Origin of the sequence: Aliidongia sp., from assembly GCF_035943795.1 — a bacterium.
In the GTDB taxonomy this organism is placed as follows: Bacteria; Pseudomonadota; Alphaproteobacteria; order ATCC43930; family CGMCC-115725; genus Aliidongia.
In genome coordinates this window covers 1-25,435 of the sequence record NZ_DASZBY010000038.1, presented here as the reverse complement: position 1 = coordinate 25,435, position 25,435 = coordinate 1, and the positions used below count along the sequence as shown (strand labels likewise).

Genomic DNA, 25,435 nt, shown 5'->3' with positions numbered 1-25,435 from the left:
GACGGGAGATATCCCGTCGGCATTGCGCTTTCGACGGGGCAAACATGATCGGCTTTCTTTCGGCACTGGTTGATTTCTGTCGTCGCCACGCCTGGCGCGTTCTGCTGGCGGCGCTGGTGGCGACGGTGCTGGGAGGCGTGTTCGCGGCCGGACATCTGGGCGTCAATACCGATACCAGCAAGCTGCTGTCGCCCGATCTGCCCTGGCAGAAACAGGGTGCCGCCTTCGATGCCGCCTTTCCGGCCAGCACGAGCCTGACGACCGTGGTGCTCGACGGCAAGTCGTCCGACTCGGTCGAGGATGCGACGGCGGCCCTGGCCAAGGCCCTGGCCGAACGCACCGACATCATCAAGAGCGTCCGCCGGCCGGACAGTGGCCCGTTCTTCAACCGCTACGGCCTGATGTTCCTGCCCAAGGAAGATCTGGCGCAGCTGTCCGACCAGATCGCCGAAGCCCAGCCGCTGATGGGGCCGCTCGATGCCGACCCCAGCCTGCGCGGCCTGTTCGGCGTGCTGGGCCAGGCGCTCGTCGGCATGGAGGAGGGCGAGGCCTCGGGCGAGAAGCTCGCCGGACCCATGGGCCTGTTCGCCCAGACCATCGATAGCGTGACCGCCGGCAAACCCCAGCCGGTCAGCTGGGGCCAGATGATGACCGGCAAGCCGCCGCGTCCGGAGGAACTGCGCCACTTCATCCTGGTCCAGGCGAAACTCGATTTCGACGCGCTCGAACCGGGCGCCGCCGCCAGCGCCGCGATCCGCAAGACCGCGATGGATCTAGGGCTGGCCGCCAAAGGCGTCACCGTCCGGTTGACCGGCGAGGTTCCGCTCGAGGACGAGGAGTTCGCTTCCGTCAGCGAAGGCGCCGGCACTGCCACGGCGATCACGCTGGTGGTGGTCGTCGGCATCCTGCTGTGGGCGCTGCGCGCGCCGCGCCTGATCCTTGCGATCCTGATCACGCTCGTCGTCGGCCTGGTCATCACTGCCGCCTTCGCCGCGGCCGCGGTCGGCACGCTCAACATGATTTCGATCGCCTTCGCCGTGCTGTTCATCGGCATCGGCGTCGATTTCGGCATCCAGTTTTCCATGCGCTATCGGGCGGAGCTGCATGCGGTCACCGGCGGTGCGGCCCCGGCCGATCGCGGCAGCGCCAACCAGGAAGCGCTGAAGCGTACGGCGCGGGGCATCAGCGGCCCGCTCGGCCTCGCGGCGCTGGCCACGGCGGTCGGGTTCTATTCGTTTCTGCCGACCGACTATAAAGGCGTGTCCGAGCTTGGCCTGATCGCCGGCACCAGCATGTTCGTGGCGCTCATCGCGAACCTGACCGTGCTGCCGGCCCTGTTGACCCTGCTGCCGGCACGCGGCAAGCCGGAAGCGGCCGGTTTCGCCTGGGCGGCGCCCGTCGATAGCTGGCTGCAGCGCAATGCCAAGCTGGTGCTGGCCCTGGCTCTGCTGCTCGGCATCGTCGGCGCGGCGAGCGTACCGTTCGTGCGGTTCGACGCCGACCCGCTCGACCTCAAGGATCCCAGCAAGGAATCGGTCAGGACCGTCAAGGAACTGACCTCCGACCCGCTGGCTTCGCCTTACAGCATCGAGATCCTGACAGCGAACCTGCCGGCCGCCGACGCGCTGGCCGAGAAGCTGTCGGCCCTGCCCGAGGTGCGCCAGGCGCTGACCCTGTCGAGCTTCGTGCCGGACGATCAGCCCGCGAAGCTCGACATTCTCGACCAGACGAAATTCCTGCTGGGGCCGATCCTGGACCACGCACCCGCCTTGCCGCCGCCGAGCGATGACGAGGAGCGGGCGGCGCTTCGGAATTATGCCGAGCATCTGCGCAGCTTCCTTGCCGGTGCCCATGGCCAGGCGCTGGGTCCCGCTGCCGGCGCGCTCCAGACCGCGATCGGTCACTTTCTCGACAGCCCCGGCGGCGGCGACGTCAAGGTGTTGCGCGAAGCACTTCTCGGCGGCTTCGAGGGCCGGGTCGACATGCTGCGCGCCGCCATGTCGGCGGAGAAGCTGACGGCGGAGAGCATGCCGCCGGAGATCCGCACCGACTGGATCGCGACGGACGGGCGCGCCCGGGTCTCGGTCTTCCCGAAGGGCGACATGAAGGACGAGCGGCAGATGGCGGCCTTCGTTGCGGCGGTCCGCGGGCTTGCCCCGGATGCGACGGGAGCGCCGGTTTCGATCCTCGAATCCGGCAAGACCGTCAGTACGGCCTTCACCACGGCCTCGCTGCTGGCCGTGGTCGCGATCACCGTCGCCCTGGCGCTCATCCTGCGCCGGCTGCGCGATGTGCTGCTGGTCGTCGTTCCCCTGGCGTTGGCCGGTTTCTACGCGCTCGGCACCTGCGTCGCCTCCGGGCTGGCGTTCAACTACGCCAACGTCATCGCGGTGCCGCTGCTGATGGGCATCGGCGTCGCGTTCGACATCTATTTCGTGATGGTCTGGCGGGCCGGGACGGGACCTGTCGCCCTGCTGCAGACCTCGACGGCGCGCGCGGTGGTGTTCAGCGCCGCCACGACCGGCACGGCCTTCGGCAGCCTGGCATTGTCGCACCATGCGGGAACGGCCAGCATGGGCCTGCTGCTGATGATGTCGCTGATCTACGTCCTGCTGTGCACCCTGATCGTCCAGCCGGCACTGATGACCGTGCTCGGCCGGGGACCGGTTCGAGTCTAGCCCCGGACCCGGTTATTCCGCTTCGCCGCCGGCGGCCTGGGCGGCGGTCTTCTTTTCCAGTGCGGTCAGCAGGGCCTGGTAGCCGCCCTGCTGGAGTACCGCCGAAAATTCCGAGCGCCGCGTGGCCAGTTCGCTGATCGTGCCGGTCAGAAACACGTCGACGATCTGCGGTCCGTTGTCGCCGTCGCGCATCAGATAGGTGAGGGTGACCGCCGGATCCTTGGGGCGGGTCAGGCGGGTGGTGACCAGCGTGCCGCCGCTGACCGCCGGCTTTTCGCCGTCATCGACGAAATCCTCGCCGCCGTAGCCGTCGAAGCGACGCGCGTAGGTCGCGACGATGAATTTGCCGAAGGCATCGACGATATGGCCGCGCTGTTCCTCGTTCCACTCGGTCCACGGCGAACCGACGATGATGCGGGTCATCAGCGGGATGTTGAAAGCGCTCTCGATCGCCGGCTCGAGGTCCTTGGCGCGCCCCTCGTAGCCCAGCTTGTCGGCCTGCTTCATCACGCCCAGCAGGGTACCGTCGAAGGCGTCGACGACGGCGCTGGCGGGACCATGGGGGCCGGGCTCGGGTGCTGCGGCGACGGGAGCCGGCTGCGGCGCCGACGTGGCGAATGCCTGGCCATCGGCCAGCAAAAGGGCAAGGGCCGCGCTGGCGGCCCTCAGTTTCGGATATGCCATGGGAGCCATTCGAGACGAGACTGCCGGATCGGAACAGCTTCGCGCCAGTCCCGTTCCGGCAGGCCGTGGTTGATCAGGCGCTCGCCGGCAGCAGGGCCTCGGTGCGGCCCAGGGCGGCAAGTGCGGTTGCGGTGATGTGCCGGGCGTTCAGGCCGGCTTCGTCATATTGCTTCGTGGGATTGTCGTGATCCAGGAAGCGGTCCGGCAGGACCATCGGGCGGATCTTGAGCCCCGAGTCGAGCAGGCCGGCCACCGCCAGATGATGCACGACATGGCTGCCGAAGCCGCCGATCGAGCCTTCCTCGATAGTGATCAGTACCTCGTGCTCGCGCGCCAGGCGATTGATCAGATCGGTGTCGAGCGGCTTGGCGAATCGGGCATCGACGACCGTGGTCGACAGGCCGAAGCTCTGCAGCTCGCTGGCGGCCTTCATCGCTTCGGCGAGGCGGGTGCCGAGGCTGAGGATCGCGACGGTCGTGCCTTCGCGCAGGATGCGGCCCCTGCCGATCGGCAAGGGTACGCCTGCCTCCGGCATCTCGACGCCGACGCCGTCGCCGCGCGGATAGCGCAGGGCCGACGGGCCTTCGTCATAAGCGACCTGGGTCGCGACCATGTGGACCAGTTCGGCCTCGTCGGCCGCCGCCATGATCACGAATTCCGGTAGGCAGCCGAGGTAGGCCAGATCGAAGGCGCCGGCATGCGTGGCGCCGTCGGCGCCGACCAGGCCGGCGCGATCGAGCGCGAAACGCACCGGCAGTTTCTGGATCGCCACGTCATGGACGACCTGGTCGTAGCCCCGCTGCAGGAAAGTCGAATAGATCGCGCAGAACGGCTTCATGCCTTCGGTCGCGAGGCCGGCGGCGAAGGTGACCGCATGCTGTTCGGCGATGCCGACGTCGAAGGTCCGCTCCGGGAATGCCTTGGCGAACAGGTTGACGCCGGTGCCCGACGGCATGGCCGCGGTGATGGCGACGATCTTGTCGTCCTTGCGCGCTTCCTTGACCAGGCTCTCGCCGAACACGTTCTGATAACTGGGCGCGTTCGACTTCGGCTTGGCCTGGGCGCCGGTGACCACGTCGAACTTGCTGACGCCGTGATACTTGTCGCCGGCCGCCTCGGCCGGGGCATAGCCATGGCCCTTCTTGGTCACGACATGGATCAGAATCGGGCCGACGCCTTCGGCGTCGCGGACATTCTTCAGGACCGGCAACAGATGATCGAGATTATGGCCGTCGATCGGGCCGACATAATAGAAGCCCAGTTCCTCGAACAAGGTACCGCCGCCGGTCACCATGCCGCGGGCATATTCCTCGGCGCGGAGTGCCGCATCCTTGAGGGAGCGCGGCAGGCGCTCGGCCAGGTCGATGGCGCCATGGCGCAGGCTGATGAAGCTCTTCGACGACAGCAGGCGCGACAGATGGGCCGACAGCGCGCCGACCGGCGGGGCGATCGACATGTCGTTGTCGTTGAGAATGACGACCAGCCGGGTCTTTTCCATGGCGCCGGCATTGTTCATGGCTTCGTAGGCCATGCCGGCACTCATCGAGCCGTCGCCGATCACGGCGACGACGTTGTTCTTGCCGCCCTTGAGATCGCGCGCGACCGCCATGCCGAGGCCGGCCGAGATCGAGGTCGAGGAATGGGCCGCCCCGAACGGGTCGTAGATGCTCTCGGTCCGCTTGGTGAAGCCCGAGAGCCCGCCGGGCTGGCGCAGGGTGCGGATCTGGGCGCGCCGACCGGTCAGGATCTTGTGGGGATAGGCCTGGTGGCCCACGTCCCAGATCAACCGGTCGTCCGGCGTGTTGAAGACGTAATGCAGTGCAACGGTCAGCTCGACGACGCCCAGGCCTGAGCCCAAATGCCCGCCGGTGACGGAAACCGCCTCGATCATTTCCTGGCGCAGTTCGTCGGCCAGCTGCCTCAGGTCCGATTCCGGCAGCCCGCGCAGGTCGGCCGGGATGTTGACCCGATCGAGAAGGGGTTTGGCTTGACCGATCACGTTCGCTCCTTAACTCAGTTCCGACCGGCGCGCCCCTTGAGGCGGATGCGATCAGAGATTCGCCAAACTTACCCGGTCGGGGCCAGTGGCGGCAAGAATGTCGAAAAGACGACGAAAATTTCAGCCAACAAAGAGGCTTCAATGGCATGGTTAAAGTCAAGTCGAACTGCTCGCCGCGGGTCTGATGCGACTAGGGCGCGGCTTTGCCGGTAGCGTCCTGTCATGCTAGCTTGTCCACTGCCGAACTCGGGCGGTCACGTTTATGTGACTGCCTTGAGGTAACGAGATTATCGGGGCTTGACTGAATGAAAGTGATTTTGGCGAAGCCGCGCGGCTTCTGTGCAGGGGTCGAGCGGGCGATCGAGATCGTCGAGCGCGCGCTCGAGAAATACGGCGCGCCGGTCTATGTCCGTCATGAGATCGTCCACAACAAGTATGTGGTCGACAGCCTGCGCGCCAAGGGCGCCCGATTCGTCGAGGAACTGGACGAGATTCCGCCGGGCGGCATCACGGTGTTCAGTGCCCATGGCGTGTCGCAGAAGGTCGAGGACGATGCCGCGCTGCGCTCGCTGCCGGTCATCGACGCGACCTGCCCGCTGGTCTCCAAGGTCCATGCCGAGGCTCAACGCTATGCGGACGGCGGCCGCGACGTGATCCTGATCGGCCACGACGGCCATCCGGAAGTCGAGGGCACCATGGGCCGGGTCACCGGCAAGGTGCATCTGGTCGCCACTCCGCAGGACGTGGCCGGGCTCGTGGTCTCCGATCCGCATCGGCTGTCCTACGTGACCCAGACCACGCTCAGCGTCGACGATACCAAGAGCGTCATCGATGCGCTGACCGAGAGGTTTCCCGACATCGTCGGGCCCAGCACCAAGGACATCTGCTATGCGACCCAGAATCGCCAACGCGCCGTGCGCGAACTGGCCAATCTGGTCGACGTCATCCTGGTCGTCGGCGCCCACAACAGTTCGAACTCGAACCGCCTGCGCGAACTGGCGGGCGAGATGGGCATCCGCGGCTACCTGATCGCCGACGCCTCGACGCTCGATCCGGCCTGGCTGGAGGGCGTCGCTGCCGTCGGCGTCACGGCCGGCGCGTCCGCCCCGGAAGTGCTGGTCACGGAAGTGGTCGAGCGTCTGAAGGAACTGGGCGCCACCGAGGTCGAGTTGCTGGCCGGCGTCGAAGAGAATGTCCGCTTCAAGATGCCGCCGGAATTGGCCGACATGGCCGCCGCGTCCTGACTGCGGATCAATCGCGCTAAGATGTGCGGGCGCTGCCGATGGCAGCGCCCGTTTTCTTTTCGGGCCATACCTTGGCAGCAGCTACTTTTGCACCGCAGAGGCCAAACAGAAACTACAACGCCCGCGCGGCCAGTTCGGGAAAGGCGTCCCCGAAATCACGCCGTACCATGGTGCGGAATGCGGCGACATTCTGATAGTCGAGGCTGGCTGCCACCTTCGCCAAAGGCTCCCCGTCCGCAACCCGCCTCGCTGCTGATAGGAGTCGAAGCCGTCGTCGCCAATCACCGAACGACATGCCGACTTGAGACCTGAACAGACGGGTCATGGTCCGCCGACTGAGTCCCATCATCTCGCACCAACCGTCAACTGTCAGGGTCGAGCCCGGATCAGCAATGAGAGCGTGCGTCAGTCGCGCCAATCGCGTGTCCTTCGGGAGGGGCAGTGCAAGTGTTGTCGAAGGGGCGCGCCCTATTTCGTCCAAGATGAGCCAGATCAAATGGTCCGTGCGTGCCGTGCAGTTCGAATCGGAAACCGTCTCCGCGAGCGCGGTCAGGGCCGCTTCAAGGAGCAGTCCGACCTTGAGCACGCGACATGCCAACGGCAGGCGAGCCGCCTCAGCCGCGCGGATGTAAGCCGTGCGCATGCTCACCTCCCCGTGCATGCTCACGTCATGGGTCAGGCCAGCCGGTATCCACAGTGCGTGGCCACGGGGCACTAGCCAAGTCCCGGCCGATGTGTCGGCGATCACCAGACCCCTGGTCGCGAAGAGGAGTTGGGCGCGATCGTGATGATGACTTCCCGTCCGGGTCTCGGCGGGGAATGCTTTCGCCATCGCGATGACCGGCCAATCCAAAGAGGGGTAATGCTCCGTCTGTCGTCGTTCAGTAAGCATGTTCGATTGGCCCGTTCGCCGCATTATGTGGCCCCCTTACACGAGCGGGTCATAGTAGAACCTCTTCGATCGAGGCGCCAGTTTGACTGGCCAAGTTTCTCGATCGTCGCGGAGGGATACCGAAATGCTCGCCGATGTGGAGGCAGCCTACCGAGAGGGTGTCAGTTTCGAGGATTATAAATCCGGTTTGCGGGTGCACGCCGACGCCTTCGCCGTAGTTTACGACCGCCTCGCTTTCGTGCGGGAGCAGGCGGGTCAGGCGCCGCTCGGAGCGGGGCGCATCTTGGTTCTCACGGAGGCTTACTGCATCGATTCCGTGCTCAACCTGCCGCTTATCGGCCGCCTGACCGAAGCGTCCCCGCTCGCCAACCTTCGTATCGTCAGCCGCGACGCCCATGCGGCGCTCGCAGCGCTGTTTCCCGGTCGCGGGGGCGTGAGCCGCCTGCCGACGGTGATTTTCCTTGACGAGCCTCGCCATGTCGTCGGCCATTGGTCCGAGCGCTCGAAGCGGGACCATGAATGGATGGCGGGCTTCCTTGCGCAGAATCCCATGCCCGAGTTCGTACTGGACGATGGCCACCCCACCCCGATCCTCGCTCGGTGGATGGCGACCCGGTTGGCTTCGCAACTGCCCTTTCTCGAGGCGGTCGGATGGCGCGAGGTATGCGACGAACTGGCGGCGATCGTCACGCCGGCTGCGCACACCCATACGCCCGCATGACGCCGACCCCGTCGCTCACGCCGGGTCGGCAATCCGACTTCGTCAGGCCGAATCGTTGCTCGACCAGGTCGAGCCGGAAGCCTTTCTCGCCGACAAGGCCTATGATGCCGACGCTTTGATCGAGGCCCCGGAAGATCGTGGGATCGAGCCTGCCATTTCCTCCAAAACCACCCGGGGAGGCCAGCGCAAAACGGACTTCGCGCTGTTTTTCGACTGCAATCCCGTCGAATGATTCTTTTGTAAACTCAACGGGCCTCGGAGCAATTGCAGCGCGATACGACAAGCGTGCCGCTTCGTTCCTCATCGCCGTCCCACTCGTCTGCGCGCTATTCTGGCTTATCTGGCACGCGCCCCAGCACAATCGTACTGCGCCGCGTCAAGTCCGACAGGCTGCTAGAGCAGTCCGAACCCGGAGGGCAGGCCGAGGCGCGCGGCCTCGCGCAATGTCGCTTCGGCCTTGGCCGCGGCCCGGCCGAGGCGCATCAGCGCCGGCACCTGCAGCGGACGGCGCAGAACCGAGCCGAATACGGCTAGCAGGTTCGTCGACCCGTCCAATCGGATGCTGACCAGGGCTGCCGGCGGCAGGGTGTCGCGGCTGGTGTCGGCGACGACTCGCACGATCAGCAGCGGCAGTGCGGGCGCCGTCTGGGCCAGTACATGGCTTTCCATGTCGACCGCCACGGCCCGGGTCTGCTTGAACAGCGCCGCTTTGTCCGCGACCGTCGCCACGGCGTCGTAGCTGCCGATGGTCGGTGCCGTCACCGGCTGACAGGTTGCGAGGATCTTCCGCGCGGCGGCGTGCCAGGCCGCATCGACCGGCAGGCTGGTGCCGTGAGAAATCAGCAGCCGCTCTGGCAGCAGCAGCATGCCCGGCTGCAGGGCAGGGTCGAGGCCGCCGGCCAGGCCGAAACTGAGAAGATGGGTGGCGCCGGCGTCGACCAGTCGGCGGGCGGCGGTGCGGGCACCGTCGATGCGGGCGCCGCTGAGCGCCACGGTCCGGGTCGGTGCCCGGTCCTTGTCGCCGCCGGCCGAAAGACAGCGAGCCTCCGTTTGGAGGCCCGTCAGAATACCGAGATGAAGGGGCATGCGGATCACATGCCGTGCATGACGAGCTTCGAATTGCCGGTCTTGAGGTTGCGGAAACGCGCCAGCGCCATCAATGGGAAATAGGCGCGGTAGCCATGGTAACGCAGGTAGAACACCCGCGGGAAACCGACGGCCGTATAGGTGTCCTCGTGCCAGAGGCCGTTTTCCGGCCGCGTGCGCAGCAGATAGTCGATGCCGCGCTCGACCGCGTCGTGATCGACGGCACCGGCCGCCATCAGGCCCAGCACGGCCCAGGCAGTCTGGGATGCGGTCGAGCCGTTGCCCTCGCCGTGATGGCCGTCGTAATAGCTGATGCCGTCCTCGCCCCAGCCACCGTCGGTATTCTGCTGGGCGACCAGCCAGTCGATCGATTTCCGGATGCCAGGGGATGCCAGGTCCTCGCCGGCGGCATTGAGCGCGCACAGCACGGACCAGGTCCCGTAGATGTAGTTGGTGCCCCAGCGGCCGTACCAGGAGCCGTCCGGCTCCTGCTCGCGCCACAGATAGGCGACGCCCTTGTCGACGATCGGGTTGCCGCGCTTGTAGCCGAGTTGCGCCAGCATCGAGATGCAGCGCGCGCTGACGTCGGCGGTCGGCGGATCCAGCAGCGCGCCGTGATCGGCGAACGGGATGTAGTTCAGGTAGTAATGCTCGTTGTCGGCATCGAACGCGCCCCAGCCGCCGTTCTTCGACTGCATGCCGATGACCCACTCGACCGCGCGCTCGATGTTCTCGCGGTGCTTCGGATCACCGGCCCGGTCGATCGCCATCACGACCGCGGCCGTATCGTCGACGTCGGGATAATGCGCGTTGGCATATTGGAATGCCCAGCCGCCCGGCCGGATGCCCGGGGCCGACTGGTCGTAGTCGCCGATCACGTCGAGGATCTGCTTCGATGCCAGCCAGTCCGACGCGGCCGCGGCGGCACGCTTGCCGGCCTCGCTCGCCGTGCCGTTGCGCACGTCGCCCACTTCCAGCATCGCATGGCCGGCGAGGCCCGTGTCCCAGACCGGCGATACGCAGGGCTGGACCATCGAATCGCCGTCGGCGTCGAGGATGATCAGCTTCTTCAACGCATGCTTGGCCGTGACCAGGCGCGGATCGTCCTTGGCGAAACCCATCAGTTCCATCGCCATGACCGCATTGGCCATGGCCGGGAAGATGGCGCCCAGGCCGTCTTCGCCGTTGACCCGTTCCTGGATGAACGCCATGGCGCGCTCGATCGCCTTCTGCCGACCCTTCTTGGGGAAGGACGGTTCGGCGAAGCGCACCACATGGTCGACCCAGCGGAATGCGGATGCCCAGAAATTCCGGGTCGGCGAATGCAGATAGCGGGTTTCCTCGAACGGCGGCGTCGCAAACAGTTCGGCGACACTCACCTTCTGCGGGTTCCTGGCCTGCGGCTTCAAGGTCATCAGCACGAGCAGCGGCACGATCACCGTGCGCGACCAGTAGCTGACCTTGTTCAAGTGGAAGGGAAACCACTTGGGCAGGTTCATGATCTCGACCGGCATCACCGGCACGGCGCGCCACGGCACCTGGGCGAACAAGGCGAGCGCGATGCGGGTGAAGACGTTGCAGCGCGCGGCCCCTCCTGCACCGAGGATCGTCTGGCGCGCGCGGGCCATGTGCGGCGCATCGATGTCGTCGCCGGCCAGCTTCAGCGCGTAATAGGCCTTTACCGTGGCACTGATGTCGAACGGGCCGGCATGGAACAGCGGCCAGCCGCCGTCCTGCCCTTGCGTCTTGCGGATATAGCGCGCGATCGATTCCTGCAGATCGAAGTCGATCTCGTCCAGGTAGTGCATCAGCAGGATATATTCGGCGGGAATCGTGACGTCCGCCTCGAGCGCGAAGACCCAGTGCCCGTCGCCGTTCTGACGCGAGACGAGCGCCTCGGTCGCGCTTTCGATCGCGGCGTCGAGCGCGGCGATCGAAGGCTCGGCCAGCGGGGCGGCTCTCATCGGGTCTGCAGGCATGGGCTCCGTCATGATCAGTGGCGCGGGCGGGCGAAAATCACTTCGCACTGCAGCGAAGTCTGGGCAAAAAGAGCGAGGACCTCAAGAGCGAACGCGTAATGGCTGTAACGCGTCCCTTGAACTGATGCTCCGATTGAAACAAATCAAGCACTTCTCAGCAGAGTGGCTGCCGTTACTCCTGAACGGATGGCCCCTTCGATGGTTGCAGGCAGCCCCGTGTCGGTCCAATCCCCCGCCAAGGCCAGATTGCGCCAGAACGTACGCGCTTCCGGCCGGCGTTTCACCTGTTCTGGCGTTTCGGCGAAGGTCGCGCGCTTTTCCTTGACGATGCGCCAAGCCGGCATCGCCCGGTCGCGGAGCTCCAAGCCGGCCGCCACGTCGGCCCAGATGCGCGGCGCCAGGGTCTCGGCTTCCTCGTCCACGACATGGTTCGCGGCGCTGATCGTGACCGAGGCGAGCGTGCCGCGCCGGAAGATCCATTCCGCCGTGCCGCCGATCACACCCAGGATCTGGATCCCCGGCACCGCATCGGTCTCGTCGAGGCGGTAGTGCGCGTTCACGATCGGTCGAAACTCGGTCGGCGCCACCAGGTGGGGTACCAGGCCGGTCGCGACGGCGGGCGGGACGGCGATGACCAGATTGTCGCCCTGGTCGAGGCCGACGAATTCGCCACCCAGATCGAGCGATACTGCGCGATCGCCATGGAAACCGACTTTGCGCACCCGCGTCGACAGGCGCAGCGTGGCGCCGCGCTGCGCCAGCCAGGCGAGCGCCGGATCGACGAAACTCTCCGACAGGCCGTCGCGCGCCACCAACGGGCGCGAGAAGTCGCCGCCGCGTCCGAAGGTCTCCTCCAGCACCGGCCACAGCAAGTGGGCGGCGGCGGTCTTCGCCTCGGTATTGAGGGCGGCCACCGCCAGCGGCTCCCAGAACCGGCGATAGAGCCTTGAATTCCGTCCGACCAGGTCGGCCACGGTCGCGTCGGGGCCGCATTTGCGAAAGCGCAGGCCGGCCAGATAGTCCAGCGCCCGGCTGCCCGGCACGCGCCGGCCCGGGACCAGCACCCACCAGGGCAGCTTGCCGCGGTTGGGGGCGAGCGACCAGCGCTCGCCGGTCGAGAGGTCGACGAAGGGATAGCGCTGGTCGGCCGGACCTTCGAGCGTGTCCGCGGCGCCGATCAAGGTCAGATAGGCCATGGCGGCATCGTTGCCGCTCATCAGCAGGTGGTTGCCGTTGTCGATACGGCAACCGAGCGGCTCGTCGAAATAGGACCGGCAACGGCCACCGGCTTGCGGCCCCGCTTCGTAGATCACGACGCGATGACCGGCCTCCGTCAGGCGGAGTGCCGCGCTGAGCCCGGCGAGGCCGGCGCCGATGACGTGGGTGATCGGTTGCATGGGATCAGAAGAACACGCGGGTCAGCGCGATCCAGATCTTGACGAGCTTCGGCACCTTGACCGTCGGTCGGGGCGCCGACCAGCCGCGCCGGATCAAGCGCCGCAGGATCGCGGCATAGACGCCGCTCATCATGCGCGCCGGTCGCATGGTCCGGCGCGAGCAGGCGGCCATCGCGACGTCGGCCAGCCGGAACCGGCGATCGGCCTCGATGGACAGTTCGGCGCAGACGGCGTGGATCGCCGGATGATCGACCACTTCGAGCGGGACGCGCGTTGCGATGCCGTGGCGCACCAGTGCCTCGCGCGGCAGATAGAGTCGGCCGCGTTCGGCATCCTCGTCGATGTCGCGCAGGATGTTGGTCAACTGCAGCGCGCGGCCCAGATGCTCGGCGACTTCGTCGGCACGGGGCTCGTAGGGACCGAAGATTCGCACGGACAGTCGGCCCACGGCGCTCGCCACCCGGTCACAATAGAGGTCGAGTTCGGCCGCGTCGGGCGCCACGATGTCGCGCTCCGCATCCATCGCCATGCCGTCGATCACGGCATGGAAATCCCGCTTTTGCAGGTCGAACGCGCGGATCGGGCCGACCAGCGCGCGGCCGACGAGCAGGGCGGCCGGGCGCCCCGCATAGATCCCGTCGATCTCGTCGCGCCAGACGGCGAGCCCGCGCTGCTTTTCATCCTGGGGCGCCGGCTCGTCGGCGATGTCGTCGACCTCGCGGCAGAAGGCGTAGATCGCGTACATGCCGTTGCGCCGGTCTTCCGGCAACAGCCGCATCGCCGTGTAGAACGAACTCTTGGCTTGGCCGACCTGCTGCGTGACGGCGGCGAGGTCGGGCGTCGCCTCGTCGGCGGGCTCGGTCGGGATCGGTGCGCCCATGCTCATGGATGCTGCGCTATGGAGCGGGGGATGGGCCGGAAACGACGGCGCAGGATGCCCGAGACGAGGGCCGCGAAGGCAAGGCCGCCGGCCACGGGCTTCGACAGTTCGACCCGGGTGGCGACCGGGTCCTCGTGCTTCAGCCGCCGGGTCAGGCGCATCGCCATCGCGCGGATGACCTGGCATTCCAAGGCGATGCGGACGTCCTCGACCTGCACCACCAGGTCGGCGCATTGCACCAGCAGGCCTTCGAGCGGCGCGATGGTCCGGTCGAGCACACGGCGCAGCGCCGGGGTCAGCGCCGGGCGCGACAGGTCGCCGATCATTGCGCCTTCCTGCTCCATCAGCCCGGTCGGCAGATAGACCCGGTCCAGCGCCCGATAGTCGTCCGCGCAGTCCTGCAGATGGTTGATGACCTGCAGCGCGTTGCACAGCGCGTCGGCCCCGGGCCGGCAGGCGGCTCCCTCGCCATGCAGGTCGAGCAACTGCCGCCCGACCGGCGAGGCCGAGAGGAAGCAATAGCCGAGCAGGTCGTCCCAATCGCGGTAGCGCGTCTTGTTGGCGTCCTGAGTGAAGGCCTTCAGCAGGTCGAGGCTGTGCTGCGGCGTGACGCCGGTTTCGGCCAGGCTCGCCCGCATGCGGACGCAGGCCAGCGACTCGGCTTCCTCGGTCGCCCGGTTGCCCTGGCCCAGGATGATCTCGGCCATGCGGGCGAGGCGCGCCACCTTGTCGGCGGCGGCCAGATCCGGATTGTCGGCGATGTCGTCGCCGGCGCGGGCGAAATTATAGAAGGTATGGACGTGCCGCCGCAGGTCCGGGCGGATCAGCCAGGAACCGACCGGAAAATTCTCGTCCGCCGCCGTCTTGCCGGAGGGGGTCTCGAGGGTGCCGGGGGCGGGCGCGCTCTGCAGGGGATCGCTCATCGGCGCACTCAATGCCTCATAGGAACCCGGAGGGCAAGCACGTCAGGCCGGGATATATCCGTTGGCACGGAACCAGTCGAGCGCGTCGCGGATGCCCTCGGTGGCCGGACGCGGGGCATAGCCCAGCTCGCGGCGCGCCTTGGCGATGGTGAAGAACATCTTCTTGCGGGCGAGCGTCAGACCATCGCGCGTCACGAACGGCTCCCTGCCGGTGACACGCGCATAGAGTTCGGCCCCGTAGGCGAGCGGCATCAGCAGGTCGATCGGCAGGCTGACCGTCGGCGCCTTGCGGCCGGACAGGCCGGCGATGACGGCGAGGAAGGCGCGCAAGGTCAGGTTCTCGCCGCCCAGGATGTAGCGCTCACCGATCCGGCCCTTGTCGAACGCCAGCAGATGGCCGTCGGCCACATCGTCGACATGGGCAAAGTTGAGGCCGGTATCGACGAAGGCCGGCATCCGTCCCGACGCGGCCTCGACGATGGTGCGGCCGGTCGGCGTCGGCTTGACGTCGCGCGGGCCGACCGGGGTCGAGGGGTTGACGATGACCGCCGGCAGCTGCCGCTCGCGCACGAGCTTTCGGACTGCTTCCTCGCTGAGGTATTTCGAGCGCTTGTAGGGCCCGACCATCTGGTCGAGCGAGACCGGCGTCGCCTCGTCGGCATCGGCGCCGCCTGGCAGCAGGCCCAAGGTCGCGACGCTCGAGGTATGGACGATGCGGCTGATGCCGGCGGCCATCGCGGCCTCCATCAGCGCCACCGTGCCATCCACGTTGGTGCGGTACATCCTGGCCGGTTCGGGCACCCACAGGCGATAGTCGGCGGCGACGTGGAACAGCGCCTCGCACCCCTTGAGGGCCGGTGCCAGGGAGGCGTGATCGTCGAGGCTGCCGACGACCGGGGCCGCGTCCAGGCCGGCGAGATTGCGCCGGTCGCTGGCCGCGCGCACCAGCACGCGCACCTCGTGCCCCGCCGCGATCAGCTTGCGGGCGACGGCCGAACCGACGAAGCCGGTGGCACCGGTGACGAGGCAGATCATGCGGGGGTGGTCCTTGAGGGATGAATGGATGCCGGAGGGAGCGGCATGGCTGTCTCTCTCCCTCCTATCGACCCAATATGTATCAGCTCTTGCCCACGCGGATGGTCCCGGAGCCCACCTTATTGTTGATCAGCTTGCCCGTCACCTTCGCCACGTCGATGTCACCGGATCCGACGGTCGACAGGGTGGCGTCCCCCGCCGTAGCCTTGATGCGCAGGTCGCCCGATCCCGCGACCGAGGCGGTCAGGGCGCCGACCTGACCCTGGTCGATCGAGACGCTGCCGCTGCCGCGCACGTCGATCTTCAGGCCGGGCATGTCGGCGTTGCCGATCTTGACGTCGCCGCTGCCGGAGATGCGGATCTCGGTCGGACCGGTCGCCTGGCCGATCCGTACGTCGCTCGACCCCGAGATGCCGAGGCCCAGATCGGTCACGTGTTCGGCCTTGAGGTTGCCCGAGCCGGACATTTGCGCATGCAGCACGCCGCCGACCGCGCCGATCACATAGTCGGTCGATCCGCCGTTCCTGATGTCGATCGGCATGCCGGCCGGGACGTGGATGGAGACCCGGATCTTCGGCCGCTCGATCGACAGGGTGATGCAGGTGTGGTGATCGCGTCGCACCGAAGCGGTCTCGCCGCCGGCGAACACGAAGTCCTTCAACTCGCCGTCCTTGGTCGAGGTCGCCTCGACCGTGACCTTGCCGGCGAGGTCCGCCTGCGGCTGGATCTCGACCTGGTCGACGCAGGTCACGTCGACGGCGAGCGACTTGCCGTCGAGCGTCTGGTTGACCGTCTCCGCCCGAGCGCTGAGCGAGACGAGGGAAAGCACCGTGAGGGTAGCTGCCGCGACGGAAATGGAATGACGGGACATGGGGCCAAACTCTTGAAATGGGTCCGATGCGGTCGCGGGCGCGGCCGGACCATAGCGCGGCCGGCGGGTCTTTGTCATGCCTGCGGCCAGGCCGGATCGTCGCGCCTCGCGTAATCTCCGCTCTGGCCCCATGCGTGCCATGCGGGGCTAATTTCGTCTCCGGGGTTGAGAGTCGGCTCAATCAGGACTAAATCAGTCTAGATTGAGGAAGGGTCGACAATGATCATTCTGAGCAAACTCGCGGACTACGGCGTCATCGTCGCCACCCATCTGGCTTCGGTCGCGCCGGCCCAGGTCAATGCTGTGCATCTGGCCGCCGATACGCGCCTGCCCCAGACGACGGTGGCCAAGGTGCTGAAGCTCTTGTCCAAGGCCGGCGTCGTGTCGGCCGTGCGCGGGGCCGCGGGCGGTTACCGCCTGGCGCGGCATGCCCAGGAGATCTCGGTGGCCGAGATCGTCGCCGCGATCGACGGCGATTTCGCGATGACCCAATGCACCTCGAAGATCGGTCCCTGCGACCGGTTGCACTATTGCCCGACCCGGCCCCATTGGCACCGGATCAACCAGGCGGTCGGCGATGCGCTCGGCAACATCACGCTCGGCGAGATGATCCAGCCCAGCCATCCGATCCCCTCATTCGCCCCACAGTTCAACATCGAGACGACCGCACCATGAGCGCAGCCCTCGACACCGTCCGCGCCGTTGCCGACAACAGCCAATACAAGTATGGCTTCTTCACCGACATCGAGAGCGAGACCGCGCCGATCGGCCTCAACGAGGATACGGTCCGCTTCATCTCGGCCAAGAAGAACGAGCCGGCATGGCTGCTGGAATGGCGTCTGGCCGCATTCCGCGCCTGGCTGACAATGACGCCGCCCGATTGGGCGAAGCTCAAGATCGACCCGATCGACTATCAGGCCTCCACATATTATTCGGCCCCCAAGGCGAAGCCCACGGTCTCGTCGCTCGACGAGGTCGATCCGGAGCTGCTGAAGACCTATGCCAAGCTCGGCATCCCGCTCAAGGAGCAGGAAATGCTGGCCGGCGTGCGCAACATCGCGGTCGACGCGGTGTTCGACAGCGTCTCGGTCGCGACCACGTTCAAGGGCAAGCTCGCCGAGGAAGGCATCATCTTCTGCTCGATGGGCGAGGCGATCCAGGAGCATCCGGAGCTGGTGCGCCAGTACCTGGGCTCGGTCGTGCCGACCACGGACAACTACTTCGCGGCGCTGAACGCGGCGGTCTATAGCGACGGCTCGTTCGTCTATATCCCGAAGGGCGTGCGCTGCCCGATGGAGCTGTCGACCTATTTCCGCATCAACGCAGCCAATTCGGGCCAGTTCGAGCGGACCCTGATCGTCGCCGACGAGGGCTCCTACGTCAGCTATCTCGAAGGCTGCACCGCGCCGCAGCGCGACGAGAACCAGTTGCATGCCGCCGTGGTCGAGCTGGTCACGATGAAGGACGCCCAGATCAAATACTCGACCGTCCAGAACTGGTATCCGGGCGACGCCGAGGGCAAGGGCGGCATCTATAATTTCGTGACCAAGCGCGGCGACTGTCGCGGCGCCAATTCCAAGATCTCCTGGACCCAGGTCGAGACCGGGTCGGCGATCACCTGGAAGTATCCGAGCTGCATTCTGACCGGCGACAATTCGGTGGGCGAGTTCTATTCGGTCGCCATCGTCAACAACCGGCAGCAGGCCGATACTGGCTCGAAGATGATCCATATCGGCCGGAACACGAAGTCGACGATCATCTCCAAGGGTATCTCGGCCGGCAAGGGCCAGGGCACCTATCGCGGCCAGGTCAAGGTGCTGCCCAAGGCCAATGGCGCGCGCAACTTCACCCAGTGCGACAGCCTGCTGATCGGCGACCAGTGCGGTGCCCACACGGTGCCCTATATCGACGTCTACAACCGCACGGCCCGGGTCGAGCATGAGGCGACGACGTCGAAGGTCAGCGAAGACCAGATGTTCTACTGCCAGCAGCGCGGCCTGTCGGCCGAAGACGCTTTGTCATTGATCGTCAATGGTTTCGCCAAGGAAGTTCTGAAGGAGCTTCCGATGGAATTCGCCGTCGAGGCGCAGAAGCTGCTGGCGATCAGCCTTGAAGGCAGCGTCGGCTGAGGCCGTCGCGCCAAGAGAAATAGAAGACCTGAGGAACGACATGCTCGAGATCAAGAATCTGCACGCCCGCGTCGGGGACAATGAAATCCTCAAGGGCATCTCGCTGACCGTGAAGGCGGGCGAGGTCCACGCGATCATGGGCCCAAACGGCTCCGGTAAATCGACGCTGGCGAGCGTGCTGTCCGGCCGTGACGGCTATGAGGTGACCGAGGGCTCTGTCACCTACAATGGCCAGGACCTGCTGGCGCTGGACGCCGACGTGCGGGCGCGCGAAGGCGTGTTCCTGGCGTTCCAATACCCGGTCGAGATCCCGGGCGTGAACAACATGTATTTCCTGCGCGCGGCGGTGAACTCGGTGCGCAAGCATCAAGGTCTGCCGGAGCTCGACGCCGGCCAGTTCCTGAAGACCGTGCGCCAGACCCTGAAGCTTCTGGACCTGCGCGAGGACCTTCTGAACCGGGCGGTCAACGTCGGCTTCTCCGGCGGCGAGAAGAAGCGCAACGAGATCTTCCAGCTGGCGCTGTTGAACCCGAAGCTCGCGATCCTGGACGAGACGGACTCCGGCCTCGACATCGATGCGCTGCGCCAGGTCTCCGACGGCGTCAACAAGCTGCGTGCACCCGACCGGGCCTTCGTGCTGATCACCCATTACCAGCGCCTGCTGGAATATATCGTGCCCGACCATGTCCATGTGCTGAGCCAGGGCAAGATCGTCATGTCCGGCGACAAGAGCCTGGCGAAAAAGCTCGAAGAGAGCGGCTATGCCATGCTGGGCGATGCGGCCTGATCATGTCGATCGCCGCTCCGTTCCTCACCTCCCTTGATGGTTCGCACGATCCGGCTGAGCCCGCCTGGCTCGGCGCCTCGCGCAATGCTGCGCGCGCACGCTTCGCTGAGACCGGCTTCCCGACCCGCCGGCACGAGGCCTGGCGCTTCACCGACCTGAAGAACCTGACCGGCACCGTGTTCGCGCCGGCACCGGCGCAGCCGGGCAATGCGACCGTGATCGGCGAGCGGCTGTGCCGCCTGCTGACCCACGCCCATCGCCTGGTGTTCGTCAACGGCCGGTTCGATGCCGACCACAGCCACATCGGCGCCGTGCCCGACGGCGTGTTCCTGGGATCCTTCGCCGATTGGGCCACCAACAACGGCGAGGCGGCCGAGCTGTTTCAGCACATGGCCGGCGCGCCCGACGCGTTCCGGGCGCTGAACCAGGGCTTCTTCACCGACGGTCTGGCGCTGATCGTGCCGGCCGGTGTCAAGCTCACCCACCCGGTCCATGTGCTCCATTGGGGCGAGGCGCCCGACCCGGCGTCGAACCAGTTGAAGGGCCTGATCCGGCTCGGTGCCGGCGCCGACGCGACGGTGATCGAGACCTTCACCGGGGTGGGCCGGACCTGGACCAATGCCGCCATGAGCGTCGAGGTCGCGGAAACCGCGCATCTGGGTCATTACCGGCTGCAGGACGAGGCGCCGGCCGCGTTCCACACCGGTACGCTCGACGTCACCATCGGCACGGACGCGGTCTATGACGGCTTCACCCTGTCATTGGGCGCTTCCATGGCGCGCCAGGACATCAATACCCGAGTGGTCGGCGATCGCGCGTTCTGCGGCGTCTCCGGCGTCTATCTGTTGGCCGAGCGCCAGGAATCCACCGTTGCGACCGTGATCGAGCATATCGCCCGTGACGGTCGGACCAAGGAAGTGTTCAAGGGTTGCCTTGCCGACCGGTCCCACGGCGTGTTCCAGGGCCAGATCAAAGTGGCCCAGGCGGCGCAGAAGACCGACGCCTACCAGCTGAACAAGACCATCCTCCTGGGCGAGCGCGCCGTCATGGACGCGAAGCCGGAGCTGGAAATCTTCGCCGACGACGTGAAGTGCAGCCATGGCGCCACCGTGGGCGACCTGGACGAGACGGCGGAATTCTACCTGCGTTCGCGCGGCATCGCGCCCGAGCAGGCCCGCGCCATGTTGATCGAGGCGTTCGTCATCGACGCGGTCGAACTGGTCGGCCACGAGCAGGCCCGCGACTACCTGACCGACGCCATCGGCCGCTGGCTGGCGGCCCGGCACCCCGAGAAGTGAGAGAGGCGTCATGAGCAAGGATAGCGATCTGCGCCACGTGCCGGTTTCCGAGGCACCCTTGTCGCGGCCGGCGTTCGATCCGCGCGTGGTGAAGCAGGACTTCCCGATCTTCCGCAACAATCCGGACGTCGTGTTCCTGGATACCGCCGCCAGCGCCCAGAAGCCGCAGGTCGTGATCGACGCGGTATCGAGCTTCTACGAGCGCGATTATGCCAACGTCCATCGCGGCGTTTACGGCCTGTCCCAGCGTGCGACCGATAAGTACGAAGCCGCGCGCGAGACGGTGCGGCGTTTCCTGAACGCCAAGACCGCCAAGGAGATCGTCTTCGTGCGCGGTGCGACCGAGGCGATCAACCTCGTGGCCCAGACCTGGGGCCTCTCGATGCTGAAGGCCGGCGACGAGGTGTTGATCACCGAGCTCGAACATCACTCCAACATCGTGCCGTGGCAAATGCTGCGCGACCGGATCGGCATCAAGCTGGTCGTGGCGCCCATGGATGCGACGGGCGGGCTCGACATGGCCGCGTTCGAGGAACGTCTGTCCGCGCGCACCAGGCTCGTCGCCGTCACCCATGTGGCGAACGCGCTGGGCTCGGTCCTGCCGGTCGAGGCGATCGTGGCCAAGGCGCATGCGGTCGGCGCCAAGGTGTTGATCGACGGCTGCCAGGCGGCGCCGCGCATGCCGGTCGACGTGCAGGCGATCGGCTGCGACTTCTACGTCTTTTCCGGCCACAAGACCTATGGTCCGACCGGCATCGGCGTGCTGTGGGGCCGGTTCGACCTGCTGGACGCCATGCCGCCCTGGCAGGGCGGCGGCGACATGATCCTGTCGGTGACGTTCGAGCATACCGACTTCAACGAGGTGCCGCACAAGTTCGAAGCCGGCACGCCCGACATCACCGGCACCCACGGGCTGGCGGTGGCACTCGACTACATGGAAGCGCTTGGCCGCGACCGGATCCTCGAGCATGAGGAGCGCCTGACTCAATATGGCGAGGAAGCCCTGTCGCGCATTCCGGGCGTCAAGCTTCTGGGTGCCGGCCAGCGGCGCCTCGCCGTGCTGTCGTTCGAGGTCGACGGCATCCATCCCCATGACCTGGCAACCATCCTCGACAAGCACCGCGTCGCGGTCCGCGCCGGCCATCATTGCGCCCAGCCGCTGATGGACCGGCTGGGCGTGCCGGCGACGACGCGCGCCTCGTTCGGCATCTACAACGACGAGAGCGACGTCGACGCGCTGGTCACGGCGATCAAGGCGGCAAAGGAGTTGTTCGGGCGATGATGGACCTGCGCGACCTGTACCAGGACATCATCCTGGACCATGGCCAGAAGCCGCGAAACTTCCGCGAGATCGACCATCCGACCCATAGCGCCAAGGGCCACAACCCGCTGTGCGGCGATCGCATCAACCTCTACCTGACCGTCGAGGGTGACAGGATCACCGATGTGGCGTTCCAGGGCCGCGGCTGCGCCATCTCGACGGCGTCCTCGTCTCTGATGACCGAGGTGCTGAAGGGTAAGACGCTCGACGAAGCGAACCAGATGTTCCGCGCCTTCCACGCCAAGATCACCGGCGGCGCGGAAGTGGAGGTCGCCGATGCGCTGGAAGATGATTTCGAACGCCTGACCCCGCTCGAGGGCGTCGCCGCATATCCGGCCCGCGTCAAATGCGCGACGCTCGCCTGGCACGCGCTCGAAGCGGCGCTGAAGGCCGGCGGTACCGTGGCCGAACCGGTGAAGACGGAATAGCCATGACCGTGCAGGACGACGGCAAGACCCTGTTCGATTTCATGCCCGGCCGCCCCGCCGCGGCAGAGGTCGACCCGCTCGACAAGCTGCAGATCCAGGGCGAGGACAAGGCGCTCGAAGCCCAGGTGCTGGAAGCGCTGAAGACCGTCCGCGACCCGGAATTGCCGGTCAATCTGGTCGATCTGGGCCTGATCTACGATCTGGTGGTGGGTGCCGACGGCAAGGTCTATGTCGAAATGACCCTGACCGCCCCCAATTGCCCGGTCGCGGGTTCCCTTCCGGGCGATGTCGCCGCCGCCATCCGTACGGTCGCCGGCGTGACCGACGTCAAGGTCAACCTGGTCTGGACGCCACCTTGGCACCAGGACCTGATGAGCGAAGAAGCGCGGCTCGAGCTGGGCCTGCTGTAGACGGTGCCGGACGGAACTCAGGCTCCGGTCGCCGCCGCCCCTTTCCGCATCGCGCTCCTGGTCGCTGCCGCATTCTTCATGGAGAATCTGGACGGCACCGTGATCGCGACGGCTCTGCCGCAGATGGCGCGGTCCTTTGCCATGCGGCCGGTCGATCTCAACCTCGGCATGACCGCCTACATGCTGACCCTCGCCGTGTTCATTCCGGCGAGCGGCTGGTTTGCCGACCGGTTCGGCGCGCGCACCGTGTTCGGCGGCGCGATCCTGGGTTTCACGGCTGCCTCGGTGCTGTGCGCCCTGTCCAACGGCCTGTGGGAATTTACCGCGGCGCGCATTCTCCAAGGCATCGCCGGCGCCATGATGGTGCCGGTCGGCCGCATGATCGTCGTGCGCGCGACCGAGAAGCGCGACCTGATGCGCATGATCGGCATCATCGTCTGGCCGGGCCTGGTGGCGCCGGTGCTGGGTCCGCCCTTGGGCGGCTTCATCACGACCTACGCCTCCTGGCGCTGGATCTTCCTGCTCAACATCCCGCTGGGCCTGGTCGGCATCGCGCTCGCCTTGGCCTGGATCCGCAACGAGCGGGAGCCGGCCAGGAAGCCGTTCGACTGGACGGGCTTCACGCTCGGCGGTACTGCCTGCGTCGCCTTCATGTACGGCATCGAGCTCCTGGGCCGGCAGGATGCGCTCTGGAGCGAAGTGGCGGGCTTCGTCGCGGCGGCCGTCCTGCTGGGTGCCTTCGCGTGGCGTCACGCCCGCCGCCATGCGCACCCGCTGTTGGATCTGCACGCGCTCGAGGTGCCCAGCTTCGCGGTCGCGATCTGGGGCGGCTCGCTGTTCCGCATCGCCATCAGCACGGCGCCCTTCCTGCTGCCGCTGCTGTTCCAGCTCGGCTTCGGCATGGATGCGTTTCATTCCGGCCTGCTGGTGCTGACCCTGTTCGCCGGCAATCTCGCGATGAAGACCGTGACCTCGCCGGTGCTGACGCGCTTCGGCTTCCGCACGGCTCTGATCGGCAACGGCCTCGTCGTCGTCGTGGCCGCTGCCGCCTGCGCGTTCTTGACGCCGGCGACGCCCTGGCCGGTCATCGCCCTCGTGCTGTTCGTGAACGGGCTGTGCCGGTCGATGCAGTTCACCAGCCTCACCACGCTCAGCCTTTCCGAAATTCCCGCAGCGCAGGTCGCCAGCGCCAGCACCTTGTCCAGCATGGTGCAGCAGATGACCATGGGCATGGGCATCGCGTTCGGCGCGCTGTGCCTGCGTTTCGGCGCCTTCGTCGAAGGCAACGACACCGGCGTGCCGAGCGTGATGGATTTTCACATCGCGTTCGGATTCGTCGCCCTGGTCGCCCTTGCGGCACTGTTCGACGTCCGGCGCCTGGCGTCCGACGCCGGCGCAGAAGTCAGCGGGCACCGGCGGAAGGCCTGACTACGCCGCATCGCAAACCGGGCGGGACGGGGTGTGCGGAGGCGGGATCTCGAGTTTCTGGACGCTGTCGCGCACCGCCTGACGCACGATATCGGCAAGCCGCGCGACCGCGGGGCCGGCGCCGGCATCCGCCTGATGCAGCGAGAGCGCGAGCCGAGGCAGGGCGGATGGCAAGCCCACCCGATCGCCGACGACCCGCACCCGAGCCGGCAACCCGAACTCGGTCAGCACCATGAAGCCCAGGCCGGCTTCCATTGCCGCCCAAAGACCGGTGAGAGTCGGGCTCGTGAAGGCGATCCGCCAGGGAATGCCGGCACGGTCGAGCGCGGCCGTGGCGGTGGCGCGGAACAGGCACGGCGCTTCGGCGGCGGCGAGCGGCAGGGGCTCGCCGCTCGATCGTGACCATCCCTCGATTTCGTCGACCGGACCGATCCATCGCATCGGCAACTCCGCCACACGCTCGCCCCCGACGAAGGTCTCGTCGTCCCAGGCCAGCGCCAGATCGAGGCTTCCTGCCGCCACCCGTGCCAGCAACTCGGTCTTGCGGGCAACCCGAGCCTCGATCTTGACCTTCGGATGGGCGCGCGCGAAGGAGCCCAGCACCTTCGGTAACAGCATTTCGCCGAAATGCTCCTGGACGCCCAGCCGCACCCAGCCTTCCAGATTGACGTCGTGGAGCGCGTTCGCCGCTTCGTCGTTGAGTGCGATCAGGCGGCGCGCATAGGCCAGCATGACCTCGCCGGCTTCGGTCAAGGCAAGGCGTCGCCCATTGCGGCGAAAGATCGGCGTGCCGGCCTGCTGCTCCAGCTTCTTCAGTTGCGCGCTGACCGCCGAAGTGGAGCGCCCGAGACAGTCGGCCGCCTTGGCGAAGCCGCCGAGTTCCATGCCGACCGCAAAGCTGCGCAACACGTCCAGGTCGAAGGTGGTCAGCATGTCGATAGTCCCGATATTCGACAATTGGAGTTCTGAATTTCCCGATATTCAAAACAATAATCGGACGTCATGCTGGCTTCGTCAACGGCATTCCGTGGAGGAATTCATGTACGCCATGCAATACGAACTCGACCTGCCGGCCGACTACGACACGACGGTCATCCGCCAGCGCGTCGCGGCCAAGGCGCCGCTGCTCGACGATTTCCCGGGGCTGGGCCTCAAGGCCTATCTGCTGCGCGAGCGTGGGGTCGACGGCGCCGAGGTCAACCATTACGCGCCGTTCTACCTCTGGGCGTCGATCGCGGGGATGAA

At 66.6% G+C, this 25,435-nt stretch carries 23 protein-coding genes and 1 pseudogene; 13 read left to right on the top strand and 11 right to left on the bottom strand.

Annotated features, from left to right (window positions below; all coding sequences use genetic code 11):
• The first annotated feature begins 44 nt into the window (after nt 1-44).
• Nucleotides 45-2,678: an MMPL family transporter gene (locus VGV37_RS06715; RefSeq protein WP_326878870.1), complete on the top strand. Its 2,634-nt coding sequence runs from the start codon at nt 45-47 to the stop codon at nt 2,676-2,678.
• A 12-nt stretch (nt 2,679-2,690) separates the two neighbouring features.
• Here VGV37_RS06715 and VGV37_RS06710 read toward each other — a convergent pair whose 3' ends face one another.
• Nucleotides 2,691-3,362, bottom strand: coding sequence for an ABC transporter substrate-binding protein (locus VGV37_RS06710; protein WP_326878869.1), 672 nt, complete (start codon nt 3,360-3,362; stop codon nt 2,691-2,693).
• A gap of 73 nt (nt 3,363-3,435) precedes the next feature.
• Nucleotides 3,436-5,361 carry a 1-deoxy-D-xylulose-5-phosphate synthase gene (dxs, locus tag VGV37_RS06705; RefSeq protein WP_326878867.1) on the bottom strand — a complete coding sequence of 642 codons (1,926 nt, stop codon included), beginning with the start codon at nt 5,359-5,361 and terminating at the stop codon, nt 3,436-3,438.
• A gap of 305 nt (nt 5,362-5,666) precedes the next feature.
• Here dxs and ispH point away from each other — a divergent pair, with 305 nt between their 5' ends.
• The gene (gene ispH, locus VGV37_RS06700) at nt 5,667-6,605 is read left to right on the top strand and encodes a 4-hydroxy-3-methylbut-2-enyl diphosphate reductase (RefSeq protein ID WP_326878866.1); all 939 of its coding nucleotides are present in this window, start codon (nt 5,667-5,669) and stop codon (nt 6,603-6,605) included.
• Between the two features lie 112 nt (nt 6,606-6,717).
• Here ispH and VGV37_RS06695 read toward each other — a convergent pair whose 3' ends face one another.
• Complete coding sequence (locus VGV37_RS06695) at nt 6,718-7,437, bottom strand: helix-turn-helix transcriptional regulator (protein WP_326878886.1); 720 nt, start codon at nt 7,435-7,437, stop codon at nt 6,718-6,720.
• Between the two features lie 184 nt (nt 7,438-7,621).
• On the opposite strand from VGV37_RS06695, the gene VGV37_RS06690 reads away from it, so the two are divergent.
• On the top strand, nt 7,622-8,218 hold the full coding sequence (locus VGV37_RS06690; protein WP_326878865.1) for a thioredoxin family protein: 597 nt from the start codon (nt 7,622-7,624) through the stop codon (nt 8,216-8,218).
• 11 nt (nt 8,219-8,229) lie between these two features.
• Nucleotides 8,230-8,556: pseudogene (locus VGV37_RS06685) on the top strand (IS5/IS1182 family transposase); the annotation flags it as partial.
• 55 nt (nt 8,557-8,611) lie between these two features.
• Here VGV37_RS06685 and VGV37_RS06680 read toward each other — a convergent pair.
• The 7 genes from VGV37_RS06680 to VGV37_RS06650 form a co-directional block, all read right to left on the bottom strand.
• Entirely contained in the window at nt 8,612-9,304 is a 693-nt protein-coding gene (locus VGV37_RS06680) for a hypothetical protein (RefSeq protein ID WP_326878864.1), read from the bottom strand.
• A gap of 5 nt (nt 9,305-9,309) precedes the next feature.
• Nucleotides 9,310-11,268: a squalene--hopene cyclase gene (gene shc, locus VGV37_RS06675; protein ID WP_326878863.1), complete on the bottom strand. Its 1,959-nt coding sequence runs from the start codon at nt 11,266-11,268 to the stop codon at nt 9,310-9,312.
• Nucleotides 11,269-11,426: 158 nt separating this feature from the next.
• Nucleotides 11,427-12,680 (bottom strand): hydroxysqualene dehydroxylase HpnE, encoded by a 1,254-nt coding sequence (gene hpnE / locus VGV37_RS06670; protein WP_326878862.1) that lies wholly within the window; start codon nt 12,678-12,680, stop codon nt 11,427-11,429.
• 4 nt (nt 12,681-12,684) lie between these two features.
• A complete protein-coding gene (gene hpnD / locus VGV37_RS06665; protein ID WP_326878861.1) occupies nt 12,685-13,560 on the bottom strand; it encodes a presqualene diphosphate synthase HpnD in 876 nt (291 codons plus the stop codon).
• Nucleotides 13,561-13,562: 2 nt separating this feature from the next.
• On the bottom strand, nt 13,563-14,483 hold the full coding sequence (locus VGV37_RS06660; RefSeq protein ID WP_326878860.1) for a squalene/phytoene synthase family protein: 921 nt from the start codon (nt 14,481-14,483) through the stop codon (nt 13,563-13,565).
• A 42-nt stretch (nt 14,484-14,525) separates the two neighbouring features.
• The gene (gene hpnA, locus VGV37_RS06655; protein ID WP_326878859.1) at nt 14,526-15,518 is read right to left on the bottom strand and encodes a hopanoid-associated sugar epimerase; all 993 of its coding nucleotides are present in this window, start codon (nt 15,516-15,518) and stop codon (nt 14,526-14,528) included.
• Nucleotides 15,519-15,600: 82 nt separating this feature from the next.
• A complete protein-coding gene (locus tag VGV37_RS06650; protein ID WP_326878858.1) occupies nt 15,601-16,389 on the bottom strand; it encodes a GIN domain-containing protein in 789 nt (262 codons plus the stop codon).
• A gap of 219 nt (nt 16,390-16,608) precedes the next feature.
• Between VGV37_RS06650 and VGV37_RS06645 the strand changes: the two genes are divergently transcribed.
• Genes VGV37_RS06645 through VGV37_RS06610 form a run of 8 tightly spaced genes read left to right on the top strand, consistent with a single transcriptional unit; the run spans nt 16,609 to nt 24,190 of the window.
• Entirely contained in the window at nt 16,609-17,064 is a 456-nt protein-coding gene (locus VGV37_RS06645; RefSeq protein ID WP_326878857.1) for an SUF system Fe-S cluster assembly regulator, read from the top strand.
• Nucleotides 17,061-18,518, top strand: coding sequence for a Fe-S cluster assembly protein SufB (sufB, locus tag VGV37_RS06640; RefSeq protein ID WP_326878856.1), 1,458 nt, complete (start codon nt 17,061-17,063; stop codon nt 18,516-18,518). Before VGV37_RS06645 ends, sufB begins: the two co-directional genes overlap by 4 nt.
• A gap of 40 nt (nt 18,519-18,558) precedes the next feature.
• Entirely contained in the window at nt 18,559-19,305 is a 747-nt protein-coding gene (gene sufC, locus VGV37_RS06635) for a Fe-S cluster assembly ATPase SufC (protein ID WP_326878855.1), read from the top strand.
• Between the two features lie 2 nt (nt 19,306-19,307).
• Complete coding sequence (sufD, locus tag VGV37_RS06630; RefSeq protein WP_326878854.1) at nt 19,308-20,603, top strand: Fe-S cluster assembly protein SufD; 1,296 nt, start codon at nt 19,308-19,310, stop codon at nt 20,601-20,603.
• A 10-nt stretch (nt 20,604-20,613) separates the two neighbouring features.
• Nucleotides 20,614-21,885, top strand: a complete 1,272-nt coding sequence (locus tag VGV37_RS06625; protein ID WP_326878853.1) for a cysteine desulfurase — start codon at nt 20,614-20,616, stop codon at nt 21,883-21,885.
• Nucleotides 21,882-22,352, top strand: a complete 471-nt coding sequence (gene sufU / locus VGV37_RS06620) for a Fe-S cluster assembly sulfur transfer protein SufU (RefSeq protein WP_326878852.1) — start codon at nt 21,882-21,884, stop codon at nt 22,350-22,352. Before VGV37_RS06625 ends, sufU begins: the two co-directional genes overlap by 4 nt.
• 41 nt (nt 22,353-22,393) lie before the next feature.
• A complete protein-coding gene (locus VGV37_RS06615; RefSeq protein ID WP_414637938.1) occupies nt 22,394-22,762 on the top strand; it encodes a DUF59 domain-containing protein in 369 nt (122 codons plus the stop codon).
• A gap of 3 nt (nt 22,763-22,765) precedes the next feature.
• Entirely contained in the window at nt 22,766-24,190 is a 1,425-nt protein-coding gene (locus VGV37_RS06610; protein ID WP_326878849.1) for an MFS transporter, read from the top strand.
• Here the strand turns inward: VGV37_RS06610 and VGV37_RS06605 are convergent, their stop codons facing one another.
• Nucleotides 24,191-25,123, bottom strand: coding sequence for a LysR substrate-binding domain-containing protein (locus VGV37_RS06605; protein WP_326878848.1), 933 nt, complete (start codon nt 25,121-25,123; stop codon nt 24,191-24,193). It abuts the gene before it with no gap.
• 106 nt (nt 25,124-25,229) lie between these two features.
• On the opposite strand from VGV37_RS06605, the gene VGV37_RS06600 reads away from it, so the two are divergent.
• On the top strand, nt 25,230-25,435 hold a 206-nt coding region (locus VGV37_RS06600; protein WP_326878847.1), incomplete at its 3' end, for a DUF4865 family protein.